Annotated in this window: 13 protein-coding genes; 9 read left to right on the plus strand and 4 right to left on the minus strand. The window is 60.2% G+C overall.

Features of this window, described 5'->3' with window-relative positions:
• Window positions 1-10 precede the first annotated feature (10 nt).
• The 4 genes from purB (at window position 11) to BDB13_RS08270 (ending at window position 4,136) form a co-directional block, all read left to right on the plus strand.
• Window positions 11-1,432 (plus strand): adenylosuccinate lyase, encoded by a 1,422-nt coding sequence (gene purB / locus BDB13_RS08255; RefSeq protein WP_094271212.1) that lies wholly within the window; start codon window positions 11-13, stop codon window positions 1,430-1,432.
• A 66-nt stretch (window positions 1,433-1,498) separates the two neighbouring features.
• A complete protein-coding gene (locus BDB13_RS08260) occupies window positions 1,499-1,912 on the plus strand; it encodes an HIT family protein (protein WP_094271213.1) in 414 nt (137 codons plus the stop codon).
• Between the two features lie 296 nt (window positions 1,913-2,208).
• Window positions 2,209-3,480 (plus strand): sensor histidine kinase, encoded by a 1,272-nt coding sequence (locus BDB13_RS08265; protein ID WP_176459545.1) that lies wholly within the window; start codon window positions 2,209-2,211, stop codon window positions 3,478-3,480.
• Window positions 3,477-4,136 (plus strand): response regulator transcription factor, encoded by a 660-nt coding sequence (locus BDB13_RS08270; RefSeq protein ID WP_094271215.1) that lies wholly within the window; start codon window positions 3,477-3,479, stop codon window positions 4,134-4,136. Before BDB13_RS08265 ends, BDB13_RS08270 begins: the two co-directional genes overlap by 4 nt.
• A 72-nt stretch (window positions 4,137-4,208) precedes the next feature.
• Here BDB13_RS08270 and BDB13_RS08275 read toward each other — a convergent pair whose 3' ends face one another.
• Window positions 4,209-5,162: a tyrosine-protein phosphatase gene (locus BDB13_RS08275; RefSeq protein WP_094271216.1), complete on the minus strand. Its 954-nt coding sequence runs from the start codon at window positions 5,160-5,162 to the stop codon at window positions 4,209-4,211.
• Between the two features lie 302 nt (window positions 5,163-5,464).
• On the opposite strand from BDB13_RS08275, the gene BDB13_RS08280 reads away from it, so the two are divergent.
• Both BDB13_RS08280 and BDB13_RS08285 read left to right on the plus strand, forming a co-directional pair.
• Entirely contained in the window at window positions 5,465-6,358 is an 894-nt protein-coding gene (locus tag BDB13_RS08280) for a phosphoribosylaminoimidazolesuccinocarboxamide synthase (protein ID WP_094271217.1), read from the plus strand.
• Window positions 6,355-8,469 (plus strand): S9 family peptidase, encoded by a 2,115-nt coding sequence (locus tag BDB13_RS08285; RefSeq protein ID WP_094271218.1) that lies wholly within the window; start codon window positions 6,355-6,357, stop codon window positions 8,467-8,469. Before BDB13_RS08280 ends, BDB13_RS08285 begins: the two co-directional genes overlap by 4 nt.
• Here BDB13_RS08285 and BDB13_RS08290 read toward each other — a convergent pair.
• Together BDB13_RS08290 and BDB13_RS08295 are read right to left on the minus strand one after the other, a co-directional pair.
• Window positions 8,466-9,155 carry a response regulator gene (locus BDB13_RS08290; protein WP_094271219.1) on the minus strand — a complete coding sequence of 230 codons (690 nt, stop codon included), beginning with the start codon at window positions 9,153-9,155 and terminating at the stop codon, window positions 8,466-8,468. The two genes, BDB13_RS08285 and BDB13_RS08290, sit on opposite strands and share 4 nt — an antisense overlap.
• Complete coding sequence (locus tag BDB13_RS08295) at window positions 9,152-10,738, minus strand: ATP-binding protein (protein WP_094271220.1); 1,587 nt, start codon at window positions 10,736-10,738, stop codon at window positions 9,152-9,154. The genes BDB13_RS08290 and BDB13_RS08295 overlap by 4 nt, the downstream gene beginning before the upstream one ends.
• Before the next feature lie 118 nt (window positions 10,739-10,856).
• On the opposite strand from BDB13_RS08295, the gene BDB13_RS08300 reads away from it, so the two are divergent.
• A complete protein-coding gene (locus BDB13_RS08300) occupies window positions 10,857-12,269 on the plus strand; it encodes a cation:dicarboxylate symporter family transporter (protein WP_094271221.1) in 1,413 nt (470 codons plus the stop codon).
• On the opposite strand, the gene BDB13_RS08305 is transcribed toward BDB13_RS08300, so the two are convergent.
• Window positions 12,256-12,441 carry a hypothetical protein gene (locus BDB13_RS08305; RefSeq protein ID WP_094271222.1) on the minus strand — a complete coding sequence of 62 codons (186 nt, stop codon included), beginning with the start codon at window positions 12,439-12,441 and terminating at the stop codon, window positions 12,256-12,258. The genes BDB13_RS08300 and BDB13_RS08305 overlap by 14 nt on opposite strands.
• On the opposite strand from BDB13_RS08305, the gene BDB13_RS08310 reads away from it, so the two are divergent.
• Both BDB13_RS08310 and BDB13_RS08315 read left to right on the plus strand, forming a co-directional pair.
• Window positions 12,440-12,937, plus strand: a complete 498-nt coding sequence (locus BDB13_RS08310) for a glutathione peroxidase (RefSeq protein WP_094271223.1) — start codon at window positions 12,440-12,442, stop codon at window positions 12,935-12,937. The two genes, BDB13_RS08305 and BDB13_RS08310, sit on opposite strands and share 2 nt — an antisense overlap.
• A 70-nt stretch (window positions 12,938-13,007) precedes the next feature.
• Window positions 13,008-13,712 carry a DUF2334 domain-containing protein gene (locus BDB13_RS08315; RefSeq protein ID WP_094271224.1) on the plus strand — a complete coding sequence of 235 codons (705 nt, stop codon included), beginning with the start codon at window positions 13,008-13,010 and terminating at the stop codon, window positions 13,710-13,712.
• The last annotated feature ends 411 nt before the right edge of the window (window positions 13,713-14,123 follow it).

Here is a 14,123-nt window from a genome sequence, read left to right on the forward strand (position 1 = left end):
CTGAGGCCTCGTGAGCCGCATCCCGAATGTCCTTGCCAACCGTTACGCCAGCCCGGAGCTTGCCGCTCTGTGGTCGCCGGAGTACAAGATCGTGCTCGAGCGCCAGCTGTGGGTGGCGGTGTTGCGAGCTCAAGCCGAGCTGGGCATCGACATTCCGGCCGACGCCGTTGCCGATTACGAGCGGGTCATCGACAACGTCGACCTGCAGTCCATCGCCGATCGTGAGCGTGTAACCCGCCACGACGTGAAGGCTCGCATCGAGGAGTTCAACGCTCTCGCCGGCCACGAGCAGGTTCACAAGGGCATGACCAGCCGTGACCTCACCGAGAACGTCGAGCAGTTGCAGATCGTCCGCTCCCTCGAGCACGTCTACAACCACGGCATTGCCGTCGCCGCCCGTCTGGGTGAGCGCGCTGCCGAGTACTCGTCCATCGTGATGGCCGGTCGCTCGCACAACGTCGCAGCTCAGGCCACAACTTTGGGTAAGCGCTTCGCGTCGGCTGCCGACGAACTGCTGGTTGCACTGACCCGTCTGCGTCAGCTGATCGACCGCTACCCGCTCCGCGGAATCAAGGGCCCGATGGGCACCGCGCAGGACATGCTCGATCTTCTGGACGGTGACGCAGCCAAGCTGGATCAGCTCGAGACGAAGGTCGCCGAGCACCTCGGATTCACCAATGTTCTGACCAGCGTCGGCCAGATCTACCCGCGTTCCCTCGACCACGACGTCATCTCCGCCCTCGTCCAGGTCGGTGCCGCGCCGTCGTCCTTCGCACACACCATGCGCCTCATGGCCGGCCACGAACTCGTCACCGAGGGTTTCCAGCCCGGCCAGGTCGGCAGCTCCGCGATGCCGCACAAGATGAACACCCGCTCTTGCGAGCGCGTCAACGGACTGCAGGTCATCCTGCGCGGCTACGGTTCCATGGCAGCCGAGATGGCCGGCGCTCAGTGGAACGAAGGCGACGTCTTCTGCTCGGTGATTCGCCGCGTTGCGCTGCCCGACGCTTTCTTCGCGATCGACGGCATGTTCGAGACCTTCTTGACCGTGCTCGCCGAAATGGGCGCCTACCCGGCCGTCATCGAGAAGGAACTGACGCGCTACCTGCCGTTCCTCGCCACCACTCGCGTACTCATGGCAGCTGTGCGCGCCGGCGTCGGACGCGAGACCGCGCACGAGGCCATCAAGGAAAATGCCGTCGCCGTGGCACTTGCGATGCGTGAAGAGGGCAAGGAACCTGATCTTCTGGATCGCCTCGCTGCCGACGACCGTCTGCCGCTCGATCGTGCGGCGCTCGATGCAGCCCTCGAAGACAAGGCTGCCTTCATCGGCGCCGCGTCGGCTCAGGTCGAATCCGTTGTCGCCGAGGTGCAGAAGCTTGTCGACGCCAACCCCGAAGCTGCGGCGTACGCGCCGTCGCCGATTCTGTAGGGGCTACGCCCCCGTGCGCCTTTCTGGTAGTCGCCGCTACCAAAAAGGCGCACAGGGTCGAAGGCTATGAACTGCATCTTCTGCGCCATCATCGCCGGCGAGGCCGCCGCCAGCGTCGTCTACGACGACGCGAATGTCCTTGCCTTCATGGATATTCGGCCGTTCACGTCAGGTCATCTTCTCGTCGTGCCGAAACGTCATGCCAGTGGATTGTCGACGATGGATCCCGACGACGGTGCCAGGATCTTCGCTGTTGCGCAGAAAATCGCGACGGCCATGCGCGCCGGACCACTTCCGATCGACGGCGTCAATCTTCATCTCTCCGACGGAGCTGTCGCGGGGCAGGAAGTTTTCCACGTCCACCTGCATGTCATCCCCCGGAATCGTGGCGACGGCTTCGGTCTGCGCGCTCAACCCCGCACGCCTCATCGGGCGATACTCGACAGCACGGCAGCCGTGATCCGGGAAGCGTTGACCTGACGGTTGATACCAACGTCTTCGAGGCAGTCAACTGCGATGTGGTTGTCTATCGGTCGTACCGCGATCGACTCGGATTGATTACATAGTCCAGATCGCGTGACTGCATTTTCCCGAGCACAATTCCTTCGTAGGATCGCGCGTGAACGGCCATGATTGGTCGAGGCCCTGAAGGACTCAGGTGAATGTGCAGTTTCGAAGGCCGATCCTGTGTAAAACTGGGTGTACAAGCTGCTGGTAATCGTTTCGACTCGAGTATTCTACGGGTGCCGGGGGAGCCTGATATTGAACGGAGTCGGATGTCAGTGCACTTCCGCCAGTTTTTGCCGTCGGAGCAGATGTATTCGGTTCAGATCAATCGGTTGACCCCGAGTAATCCGGCAATCGCTGCGGTAGTGCTCGGCGTTTTGAGTGTGGTGTGGCTCTTCGGAATTGTGGCTACGAAGTTGGCCGGTGACGTCGGAATGAGACTCTTGCATTCGCCGTCGCTGATTATTCAAGCGCTGATGCTCATCGTCATTCTTACGTTTGCCGCTTGTCTACGTCGCGTATTTCCGGTTGGTTCATTTCTGGTGGCGATGGTCAGCACAGCGGGCCTGACGTTGCTGCTGGACGACCGATCTATGGGTTTGACGCCGCTGTACCTTTTTGCGATCGTGACACTGGCGATTCGCACACAGGGAATGAAACTTGTTTTGCTGACTGTGCTGGCAATGGCGACGGACGTGGCCGTGACCGCAGTACGCGGACTGGAGCCGACCAAAAATCTTGGCGAGGTACACACGCCTCAGCATTTGATCATCGTGCAGATTGTCAATGTTCTGTTCACCTATGGAATGCTTGTTGCCTTTGGTCTGGTCATTGCGAAGTTCCGTACGTATTCATCGACCAGTAGTGCTGCCATCGAACAACTTCGGCAGGAACACGAGGCAAAGTTGAATGATGCAATCGCGTCTGAGCGGCAGAACATGGCACGTGAACTGCATGATGTTGCAGCCCATCACCTCACCGGAATGCTCATCCAGACAAAATCGGCGAACAAGGTCCTTGCGAGCCATCCGGACGATGTGCAAGCAATGCTCGACGGAGCAATTGACCAAGGGCAGCGAGCACTCGACAGTTTGCGTCAGATCGTGGGAATCCTGCGGTTGGGTGAAGGGGATCCCGATTACCCGCAGCCGATGATCGCCGATATCCCGGAAATGATTGACGGATGTCGGGCAGCGGGTTCGCCGTTGACTTTCGAACTGGAGGGCAGTTTTGCCGAACTCGACAGTGCGGTGCAGCTATCGTGTTATCGGATTGTTCAGGAGGCATTGTCGAATGCACTTCGGCATGCGCCGACCAGTCCGGTTCACGTGAATGTTCGTCGTGATCATGCATCGGTAGTCGTTGCGATCGACAACGAGGACGGAATCAGTACGGCCGCTATGCGCGGTCAGGGCTTCGGTATCCCTGGAATGAGGGAACGAACAACGCTTTTGGGCGGAGAATTCTCAGCCGGACCCGATGGGATCGGTGGATGGACAGTACGGGCGACGATGCCGATTAGCGGGAGGATTATCGCATGATCTCAGTACTTATTGCCGACGATCAGGTGGTTGTCCGGCAAGGGTTCGACCTTTTCCTTCGTGACGACCCTCGTATCAAGGTGGTCGGTCATGCAAGTTCGGGAACTCAAGCGGTGGAACAAGTTCGGCTACTTCGACCGGACGTGGTGCTGATGGATATCAGAATGCCACACGGTGACGGGCTGACGGCGACTCGCGAGGTTTTGAAAGAGTTCCCGAATACTCGCGTCGTTGTTGTCACGACTTTCGATCTCGACGAGTACGTGTTCGGCGCTCTCGACATGGGGGCGGCGGGGTTCTTGCTCAAGGACACGGATCCGAAAGACTTGGTAGCGGCAGTCATTGCTGCGGCAGAAGGTGGTTCGGTACTTTCGCCGCGACTCACGCGCAGGTTGATAGTGGAATTTGGCAAACGAAAGCAGGCGGTCGGGGTATTGCTTCCCGGTCACGACCTGAGCCTGCGTGAAATGGAAGTTGTCCAGCATCTCGCGAGAGGCTTGGGTAATGGTGAAGTGGCTGACGTGATGGAACTGGAATTGAGCACCGTCAAGTCACATATCAGCAATATCTGCCGGAAACTCGATGTGCGTACGAGGGTACAAATTGTCATCTGGGCGTATCAGAACGATGTTGTGCGCGAGTTTTCGACAGAATAGGCGTACCCGAGTTCACGTCCGGTAGCGGACATGAACTCGGATACGCCTCGTATGCGATGCCTGTGTCGAAACTCAGCCGAGCAGTTTTGCCTTCAGCGCCGTGATGGTGTCCTGGCTCAGTCCCAGGCCCTGCGTCAGGTAGTTGTCAATGGTTCCGTAATCCGCCTTCACCTGGTCGAGGCCGGCTTGGAGGAAACTGGCCTCCACTCCGAGTGCCGGTGCGGCGATTGCTGCTGCGCCCTCGCCGTACGTGGCTTTGATATATGCCGTGGCGGCGGCGATGCTGTTGATCGAGTACTCGTTGGTCAGAAGATAGTCGCTCATGATGGTGGCATCGTCGACGCCGGCGATGCTGAGCAGCAGCATTGCGGTCCAGCCTGTGCGGTCCTTACCTGAGGTGCAGTGAAAGACCTGCGGGCCATCGGTTGCCGCCATGTTGGTGAGGAGTGTCTTCAACCCGGCGCGCTCGACTGTGCCGGTAACAAACATGCGGTTCATTTCTTGCATCGCGGCGCGCATGTCCTCCGGGGTGCGGATTGTGGCCATCATCGCCGTTATATCCACATCCTTTGCCAGGATTGAGACGTGCTCGGAGGCGACTCCGGGCGGCAGAACATCCGGCACCTTGGCGATTTCGCCATCGGTACGGAGGTCGTAAACCTTTGCCAAATCAAGCTTTACGAGGGCCGCCATATCGTCACCCTTCGGGGTGAACGCGTTGGCTCGGTAGAAGACGCCCTTGTTGAGATGCTGGCCGAGGGATCCCGTGTAGCCGGATCCCTCATATCCGTCTCCGGTGCCTGCGACATCGCGGAAGTTGTCGATACCCACAAGACGCGGGGCGTCGGGAGCCTGCTGCGAACTGCCGAGACCGAGCGAACCGAAGTCCAGTGAGCCGAATCCGGCGGACCGAAGTGAATCGGCCTGGGCGAGCGCAGTGCCGCCGATACCGGTAATCAGGAGGCTGCCCGTGATTGCCAGTGTTGCGGCGGCGCGGAAACCGGCACTGCGTGAAGTTCGAGGCATCTGTAAACCCTTTCGTGAAGCGGGAATCTGATTGCGATGAATGAAGTGATCTGAGTGTGTGCTGCAAAAATGCCGGATTTCGGTACCTCTCCCGTCCAATGGGAAAACTGGTTCTCTTGCGCTTGGCCAGCACTGCAGGAAACCGTTGATTCATCAGCATCGGGCGACTGTGACAGTGGACTCTCACTTGTAGGCGAGAAACCATCCGCATATCCAGGTCAGCGGGCCGGGAGCCTCTCCGAACGGTGAGTTTCGGTTACCACGGTTCTGTGTGAGTCGGTAACTCCCGATAGGGTGGCATCGTGCGTCCTACACTTGATTCCTACACTCATCTGGCCGGTGGCAAGGTCCGTGACCTTTACACGATCGACGACGAGCACCTGCTGCTTGTTGCGAGTGATCGGATCTCGGCCTACGACCACGTGCTCAGCACGCCGATTCCGGACAAGGGCCGTGTCCTCACCGCGATGAGCGTGTTCTTCTTCAACGTCCTCGGCGGCAACAATCACCTCGCCGGTGAGCCCGACGACGATCGCATCCCCGAAGAGGTTCTGGGGCGTGCGCTGGTAGTGAAGAAGCTGAACATGGTGCAGGTCGAATGCGTCGTCCGCGGCTACCTCACCGGATCCGGACTGGTCGACTACAACAACACCGGAGCCGTCTGCGGTGTGTCCCTGCCCGCTGGTTTGGTCGAGGCCAGTCAGCTGCCCGACCCCATCTTCACCCCCGCGTCCAAAGCTGCCATGGGTGATCACGACGAGAACATCAGTTTCGCCGAGGTCGTCGAGAAGGTTGGTCAGCCGCTCGCGATCCAACTCCGTGAAGACACCCTCGACGTGTACGCCCGCGCATCGAACTTCGCGGCAGACCGCGGAATCATCCTCGCGGACACCAAGCTCGAATTCGGTCTCGATGCCGCCGGCAACCTGGTGCTCGCCGACGAGGTGCTCACTCCGGACTCGTCGCGTTACTGGCCGGCCGACGGCTACGAGGCCGGCAAGGTTCAGCCCAGCTTCGACAAGCAGTTCGTCCGAAACTGGCTGACCAGTGCGGAATCCGGCTGGGACCGAGCATCGGACACCACGCCGCCGCCGCTCCCGCAGGAAATTGTCGACGCGACCCGTGCGCGTTACATCGAAGCCTACGAACGTATTTCCGGATTGTCCTTCGCCGATTGGGTCGGTCCCAGCGCATGAGCCTCGTCCCGCCAGTCGCGAAGAAGGTTCCCGCTGAACGTACCCATCACGGACACACGTTCGTCGATGACTACGAGTGGCTGCGGGACAAGGAAAATGCCGAGGTGGTTGCCTACCTCGAGTCCGAGAATGCGTACACCGATCAGCAGACCGCTCATCTGGAGCCGTTGCGCGAGAAGATCTTCCAGGAGATCAAATCACGCACCCAGGAAACGGATATGTCGGTACCCACCCGCATGGGGAAGTGGTGGTACTACGCCCGCAGCGTCGAGGGAAAGTCGTACAACGTCCACTGCCGCTGCCCAGTCTCCGACGAGAGCGATTGGACGCCACCCAATCTGATGCCCGGTGTCGAATTGGCCGGCGAACAGATTCTCATGGACGGCAATCTCGAGGCCGAAGGCCACGACTTCTTCTCGCTCGGCGCGTTCTCGATCAGCGAAGACGGCACTCTGCTGGCGTACTCGGTGGACGTGCTCGGCGACGAGCGATACACCTTGCGGTTCAAGAACCTCGAGACCGGCGAACTCCTTGCCGACGAGATTCCCGACACCGCCCCCGGCGCCACCTGGGCACTCGATCACAGTCACGTCTTCTACATGACTGTCGACGAGTCCTGGCGTCCGGACACCGTCTGGCGTCACAAGCTGGGAACACCTCAGAGCCAAGATGTTTCGGTGTTCCATGAGCCTGACGAGCGCTACTGGGTGTCGATAGGTTCGACTCGCAGCGAGAAGTACCTGATGATCTGGGTCGGTTCCAAGGTGACCAGCGAAGGCTGGATGTTGGAATCCGCAAACCCGGAAGGTGACTTCCGCGTGATCATTCCCCGCCGGGACGGTGTCGAGTACGGCGCCGAACACGCTGTGATCGGGGGAGAGGATCGCTTCCTCATTCTCCACAACGACGTCGTGGACGGCGTGAAGGCCGAGAACTTCGTGCTGGCCGAGGCTCCCGTTTCGGATCCGACCAATATGACGATGTTGATCGCACACAGCGAAGACGTGCGCCTGGAAGAGGCCGACACCTTTGCCGGTCATATCGTGCTGAGCTACCGGCGCGAGGCTTTGACTCGGGTTGCCGTGTGGCCGTTGACAGCCGATGGCTACGGCGAGCGTCACGAGATCGATTTCGACGAAGAACTGTTCAGTATCGGAATGGGCTCCAACCCGGAATGGGCTCAGCCCACCATCCGGCTCGGCTTCACGTCCTTCATCACCCCGGGGCAGGTCTACGACTACTACGTCGACAGCGGTGAACTGGCGCTACGTAAGTCGCAGCCCGTTCTCGGCGACTTCGATGCGAAGAACTACGAGCAGCGCCGTGATTGGGCAGTGGCCGAAGACGGTACTCGGATCCCGTTGTCCATCGTTCGACGCGTCGGCGCACCCGAAGGCCCGGCACCGTTGTTGTTGTACGGCTACGGTTCCTACGAGGCGAGCATCGACCCGTCGTTCTCGGTGGCACGTTTGTCTCTACTCGATCGCGGTGTTGTCTTTGTTGTCGCCCACGTACGCGGCGGCGGCGAGATGGGTCGGCACTGGTACGAGAACGGCAAGACGCTTACCAAGAAGAACACCTTCACCGACTTCGTCTCTTGTGCACAGCATTTGATCGATACCGGCGTCACCACTGCTGATCGGATGGTTGCGGATGGCGGCAGCGCGGGCGGCTTGTTGATGGGCGCAGTTGCCAACCTCGCGCCGGAACTTTTTGCGGGCATTCTTGCAAACGTGCCGTTTGTCGATCCACTGACGTCGATCCTGGATCCGTCGTTGCCACTCACGGTCATCGAGTGGGACGAATGGGGAGACCCTTTGCACAACAAGGACGTCTACGAGTACATGCACTCGTACAGTCCGTACGAGAACGTGGAAGCCAAGGACTACCCGGCGATTCTGGCGATCACCAGTATCAACGACACCCGTGTCCTCTACGTCGAGCCTGCGAAGTGGGTTGCGAAACTTCGCGAGACCAAGACCGGGGATGCTCCGCTACTTCTCAAGACCGAGATGAGCGCCGGACACGGTGGCGTCAGCGGTCGCTACGAGAAGTGGAAAGAAGTTGCCTTCGAGTTCGCGTGGGTACTCGACACCGTCGGTGCCAACTAGGCCCTGCGGTACCGAACCTGTGGGCGTCCCGCACGTCCGTATTCGGTTTCTCGGGTGAGTAATCCGTCGTCTGCCAGTTTTTCGAGGTAGCGCCAGGCGGTCACCCGGGAAACACCCACGGACGCTGCCACCTCGGCGGCCGTTACCGGACTCTCCGACGCGCGTACGCATGCCGATACCAATCCGAGAGTCTGAGACGAAATACCTTTCGGTGATGCCGCTCTGTCGTCAGAAGTTCGGAGTGCCGCCATTGCGCGGTCGATATCGTGTTGACTGACGGCTGATTCGCCGGCGGGCAGCGCAGTGCGGTACTCCCGGTACCTCTCGAGCTTGTCTCGGAAAGCGGCAAACGTGAACGGCTTGAGCAGGTAGAGAACGATTCCGCGCGCGACGGCGTTGCGTACTACGTCGAGGTCTCGGGCCGAGGTCACGGCAATGATGTCCGGACTCGGGCGCAACCCGCCCAGTGCTGACGCAACGTCGAGTCCACTGGCGTCGGGGAGTCCGATGTCGAGTAGCACCAAGTCGATGGGTTGATGGGTGGCGTTGGCTTCGGTTACCGCGCGCAACGCAGCCTGCCCGGTGTGAACAACGCTGTGCACCACGAACTCCGGCACGCGCTCCACGTAGGAGCGATGCGCTGCGGCAATCAAAGGTTCGTCTTCGACGATGAGTACCCGGATCATTGTGACGCCTTCTCGTGTCGAATCGGAATGCGAACTACCAGCATGGATCCGAGACCGGGTTCGCTCACGAAGGTGCCACCGTGACGCTTCACGACCTGCGAGACCAAAGCAAGGCCGATCCCGCGAGAGCCTGACTTGGTGGAATATCCACGTTCCTTTGCCTTTTCGAGTGCGTCCGGTGTCATTCCGGGACCACTGTCGGCGACGGCAACCACCATCATCGAATCCTCTTCCATCACTGTCACTTCCACCCACGGGTCTGTGCCTGATCGGGCGGCGTCTATGGCATTGTCCACCAGATTGCCGACCAGCGTGACCAGTTCACGGGCGGTGAGCGTGGAAACGGGTCCGAGTGCAGTGTCTTCGGTGACGGTCAACTCCACCCCTCGCTCGGTCGCCTCACTCAGTTTGCCGAGCAGTAGAGCCGCTAGTGCAGGCTCGTGGACCGCATTGACCAACCGATCGATCAGCTGCTGAGAAACACGTAACTCGTTGGTGGCAAAGGCAACTGCGTCGTCGTATCGTCCCAACTCCACCATTGTGATGATGGTGTGTAGTCGATTGGCGCTCTCGTGTGCCTGTGAGCGCAGTGATTCTGCGAACCCTCGAATCGAATCAAGTTCGCCCAGAACATTCTGCAACTCGGTGTGATCGCGAATTGTCAGAACCGTTCCAATTCTCTTGCCCTCCCACTCAACCGGATGCTGATTGACCACGAGTATTCGTACATCGGTGAGATGAACCTGATCCTTCGCCGAACTGGCATCCACATCACGCAGGGTGGAAGGAAGGGATGAAAGTTCAACCCGTCCATCCGGTAGGTCGAGGAGGCGGCGGGCTTCGTCGTTGACCATGTCCACCTGAGCTTGTCCACCTCGCCCGCGGCCGATCACGACCAACCCTTCACCGATGCTGTGCAGAACGGCGTCGTGATGCTCGTACATCGTGAGTAGTTCGTCGGGAGCCAGGCCGAGGGTTTGACGCCTGATCCGCCGACTCACGAGCAGAGAACTCAAGACCGCCGCAATTAATCCCGCCGCGGTTATTGCCAGGATGGTCGGGATGCTCTGGGCGAACTGCTTGCTGATCTCCTCGCGCGTGACACCGGCGGACACCAGGCCGACCAGTGTGCCGCTCGCGTCGTAGACCGGGGTGACCGCGCGAATCGACGGACCCAACGAACCGGCATACGTTTCGGTGAACGTCTCGCCGGCCAATGCACGATCGATGTTGCCGGTGAACAATTCCCCGATCAGTTCGGGGTTGGTGTGCGTGTAGCGCGTGCGGTCCGGCGCCATCACCACGATGAAGTCGACGCCCGTGGCTTGGCGTATTTTCTCGGTCTGAGGCTGCAGGATCGCGGTGGGATCGGGGCTTGTCAGAGCCTGTGCAGTGGAGTCGGACAGCGCCAGAGTCTCCGCAATCGAACTCACCTGGCGACGGATGGCGTCGTCGCTGTCACCACGCTCGTCGACAATCGCCAAAGCGCCGCCGACGGCAATGACCAGCGTCAACAGTGCCAACTGCAGTAGCAGAATCTGCCGAGCGACGCTCATGCGTCGGCGACTGTGTAGTTCGACCATCGGCCACTCCTGAACGTTATGAACACAAACTTCACGCCTCGAGTATTTGCAGCAAGAATTCTCCACGACTTGAAAGTGATCCCGATCACTTCACAGATTTCCCACCAAAGGACATCCCATGAGCATCACGGCAACAGGGACAGTAAACGCTTCCCCACAGCCCGAGGGCGCCCCGGCGAAGCGCGACAAGACGCATTGGCTCTACATGAGCGTCATCGTCGCGGTCATCGGCGGCATCCTCGTCGGTTGGCTCGCACCCGAATTCGGCAAGTCGGTCGGTGTGCTCGGCACGTTGTTCGTCAGCTTGATCAAGATGATGATCAGCCCGGTCATCTTCTGCACCATTGTGCTCGGAATCGGCTCGGTACGCGCTGCGGCGAAGGTCGGCAAGGTCGGCGGGCTCGCGCTTGCTTACTTCATCGGCATGTCGACGGTTGCTCTCGCGATCGGCTTGGGCGTCGGTAACCTGCTGAACCCCGGTAGCGGCTTGAACATCACGCCCAACTCGGCGTCCGTCGCCAAGCTCACCGATGCCGCCCACAGTGCCGGTGGGACGTGGGACTTCGTCGCGTCGATCATTCCGACGTCGATGCTGTCCTCTCTTACCGCCGGCAGCGTGCTGCAGACGCTGTTCGTGGCGATGCTCGTGGGTTTTGCGATCCAGTCGCTCGGCAAGTCCGGCGAGCCGATCCTCAAGGGAATCGGCCACATTCAGAAGCTCGTGTTCAAGATCCTCACGATGATCCTGTGGCTCGCCCCGATCGGTGCTTTCGGCGCCATCGCCAGCGTGGTCGGCCAGACCGGACTGAGTGCCGTGGTTCAGCTCGGGACCTTGATGATCGGCTTCTACCTGACCTGCTTGATCTTCATCTTCGGTGTCCTCGGAACCCTGCTGCGCGCGGTGACCGGATTCAACATCTTCAAGCTGGTCAAGTACTTGGCCCGCGAATACCTGCTCATCTTCGCGACCTCGTCCTCCGAATCGGCGCTGCCGCGCCTGATCGCCAAGATGGAGCACGTCGGCGTCGAGCGCACCACTGTCGGCATCGTCGTTCCGACCGGCTACTCCTTCAACCTCGACGGCACCGCGATCTACCTGACGATGGCCTCGATCTTCATCGCCGACGCGATGGGTCAGCCCCTGGCCCTCGGCGAGCAGCTCTCCTTGCTGGTGTTCATGATCATCGCCTCGAAGGGTGCAGCAGGAGTCAGCGGCGCCGGATTGGCAACGCTTGCAGGCGGTTTGCAGAGTCATCGTCCTGAACTGCTCGACGGCGTGGGCCTGATCGTCGGTATCGACCGCTTCATGTCGGAAGCCCGAGCAATCACCAACTTCTCGGGCAACGCCGTCGCCACGCTCCTTATCGGCGTCTGGACCAAGACCATCGACAAGGAACGCGTCGTCGAGGTTCTGGACGGCAAGATTCCGTTCAACGAAGCCACGATGCTCGACGACGAGGACGAAGAAGAGCAGCACAAGCTCGAAACCGCGCCTGCCGGAACCAAGCAGTCATTTGTCAGTCACCATTAAAGGTTTGAGCACTTCCGTACCGCGGAACCCATTCTGCGATCAGTGATCCTGGTCGCAAGTAGATGAACGAGACCGTCGCACCCACCGTGCGGCGGTCTCGTTCTGTGGTTGCGTACTGAGCCTTGTCGGCAATGCTGCGCGGTCGCCGAGCAGTCGCTAGGTTGGAACGCATGACAACTCCAGTACAGAACATCACGATCAACACTCTCGGCGGCGTACCCACCTCGCTGGGCGAATACGACGGACGGGCAGTGCTGGTCGTCAACGTGGCATCCAAGTGCGGACTCACACCGCAGTACTCGGCTCTCGAGAAGCTGGCCAGCGGCTACGCAGACCGCGGACTCACCGTCATCGGCATCCCGTGCAACCAGTTCATGGGGCAGGAGCCGGGCACCGCGGAAGAGATCGAGACCTTCTGCTCCACCACCTACGGCGTCACCTTCCCTCTCATGGAGAAGATCGAGGTCAACGGCGAAAACCGGCACCCGCTGTACGCGGAACTGACCAAGACCGCTGATGCCGAAGGTAAGGCCGGCGACATCACCTGGAACTTCGAGAAGTTCCTCATCGCACCCGACGGCACCGTCGTGAATCGCTTCGGCCCGCGCACCGAGCCCGATGCGCCGGAGGTTCTCGCCGCCATCGAAGCTGTTCTGCCGCACAACTGACCGCCCACTGCCGCCGAATGATCATTCGGCGGCAGTGTGTTGTTCATCCGCAGGCGGCATTATCGTGGGTATGTCCGCTGAACTGATCGTGTCGGTGTCCGGAATCAGAGATGAGACATGCTATCTCGCTGCAGGATTCGCAGACGAGATGGATGCCAGGGGAGTGCGCCTTTCCCTCCTCGTGGCCCCGAGACTCAAAGACAAATATCGACTGGCCGACGACGCCGTCACTGCAGCCTGGCTGCGTGAGCGTCGTGAGCACGGCGACGCGATAGTGCTGCACGGCTACGATCAAGCTGCAACCAAGCGTCGACGCGCAGAGTTCGCCACACTCTCGAAGCACGAAGCGAAACTCCGACTGTTGGCGGCAGATCGAGTTCTGGAACAGGCCGGTTTGCGAACGCGAGTGTTCGCTCCGCCGCGGTGGATGGTCTCACCCGGGGCGATGTCGGTGTTGCCGGAGACAGGCTTTCGGACGATGGCCGGACTCGGAGCGGTTCACGACCTTGCGCGGGGGACGTCGCAGCGAGGTCGTGTCCTGGGAATCGGTGAAGGATTCAAAGTCGAACCGTGGTGGTGCCGGGCGCTCATTCTCGGTGCCGGACGCACTGCAAGGCGTGGAGGTCTTGTCCGCCTGTCGATTTCGGCAAAGCAGTTGGGGAACGAAGGACCGCGTCGAGCAATGCTCGACGCGGTCGATCTCGCTCTCTTTCACGAGGCAACGCCACAGGTTTACCGCTGGGTGCCGCCTGCGTCGCAACTTGGTGCGGCCTGACCGCGGGATAGGCAACTGTCGATAGCTGACTGTGTCGCGCATTGGGCGCGTGTCCGGTTTCCCCGGGAGTCTCTCCTCGTTTTGCTGACTGAGCTGTGGGTATTGGCTGCAAGTCGGAGATGTCCGGGTAGTCCATGTATGTCGTTTGGGTATCTTCGTCTGCAATTTCTGACGTTACTGTCCGCTCAGTTGATTCTTCGCTACTGATAGAATCTGGGTGTCGACATGCGAGTGTCTCCGAAGCTGACCAAACGAATTCTTGCTGTCGCGGCGGGGGCAGTTGCGAGTGCTGTGATGGTTCCCGTTGTCGCGACTGCAGCGCCTGTCGATTTTGGAGGCTCGTTGTCTACAGGCAGCCTGGGCAGCGGTTCGAGCGGAACTAGTCAACCGTCCGAACCGAACTCGGGGATC

Source organism: Rhodococcus sp. OK302 (assembly GCF_002245895.1).
In the GTDB taxonomy this organism is placed as follows: Bacteria; Actinomycetota; Actinomycetes; order Mycobacteriales; family Mycobacteriaceae; genus Rhodococcus_F.

Bases quoted from the DNA above. Each gene is read 5' to 3' on its own strand.
- BDB13_RS08315 (WP_094271224.1), top strand. From the start codon at position 13,008: ATGTCCGCTGAACTGATCGTGTCGGTGTCCGGAATCAGAGATGAGACA.
- BDB13_RS08270 (WP_094271215.1), top strand. From the start codon at position 3,477: ATGATCTCAGTACTTATTGCCGACGATCAGGTGGTTGTCCGGCAAGGG.
- BDB13_RS08265 (WP_176459545.1), top strand. From the start codon at position 2,209: ATGTCAGTGCACTTCCGCCAGTTTTTGCCGTCGGAGCAGATGTATTCG.
- BDB13_RS08285 (WP_094271218.1), top strand. From the start codon at position 6,355: ATGAGCCTCGTCCCGCCAGTCGCGAAGAAGGTTCCCGCTGAACGTACC.
- BDB13_RS08275 (WP_094271216.1), bottom strand. From the start codon at position 5,162: ATGCCTCGAACTTCACGCAGTGCCGGTTTCCGCGCCGCCGCAACACTG.
- BDB13_RS08290 (WP_094271219.1), bottom strand. From the start codon at position 9,155: ATGATCCGGGTACTCATCGTCGAAGACGAACCTTTGATTGCCGCAGCG.
- BDB13_RS08305 (WP_094271222.1), bottom strand. From the start codon at position 12,441: ATGCGTTCCAACCTAGCGACTGCTCGGCGACCGCGCAGCATTGCCGAC.
- BDB13_RS08295 (WP_094271220.1), bottom strand. From the start codon at position 10,738: ATGGTCGAACTACACAGTCGCCGACGCATGAGCGTCGCTCGGCAGATT.
- BDB13_RS08260 (WP_094271213.1), top strand. From the start codon at position 1,499: ATGAACTGCATCTTCTGCGCCATCATCGCCGGCGAGGCCGCCGCCAGC.
- BDB13_RS08310 (WP_094271223.1), top strand. From the start codon at position 12,440: ATGACAACTCCAGTACAGAACATCACGATCAACACTCTCGGCGGCGTA.
- BDB13_RS08300 (WP_094271221.1), top strand. From the start codon at position 10,857: ATGAGCATCACGGCAACAGGGACAGTAAACGCTTCCCCACAGCCCGAG.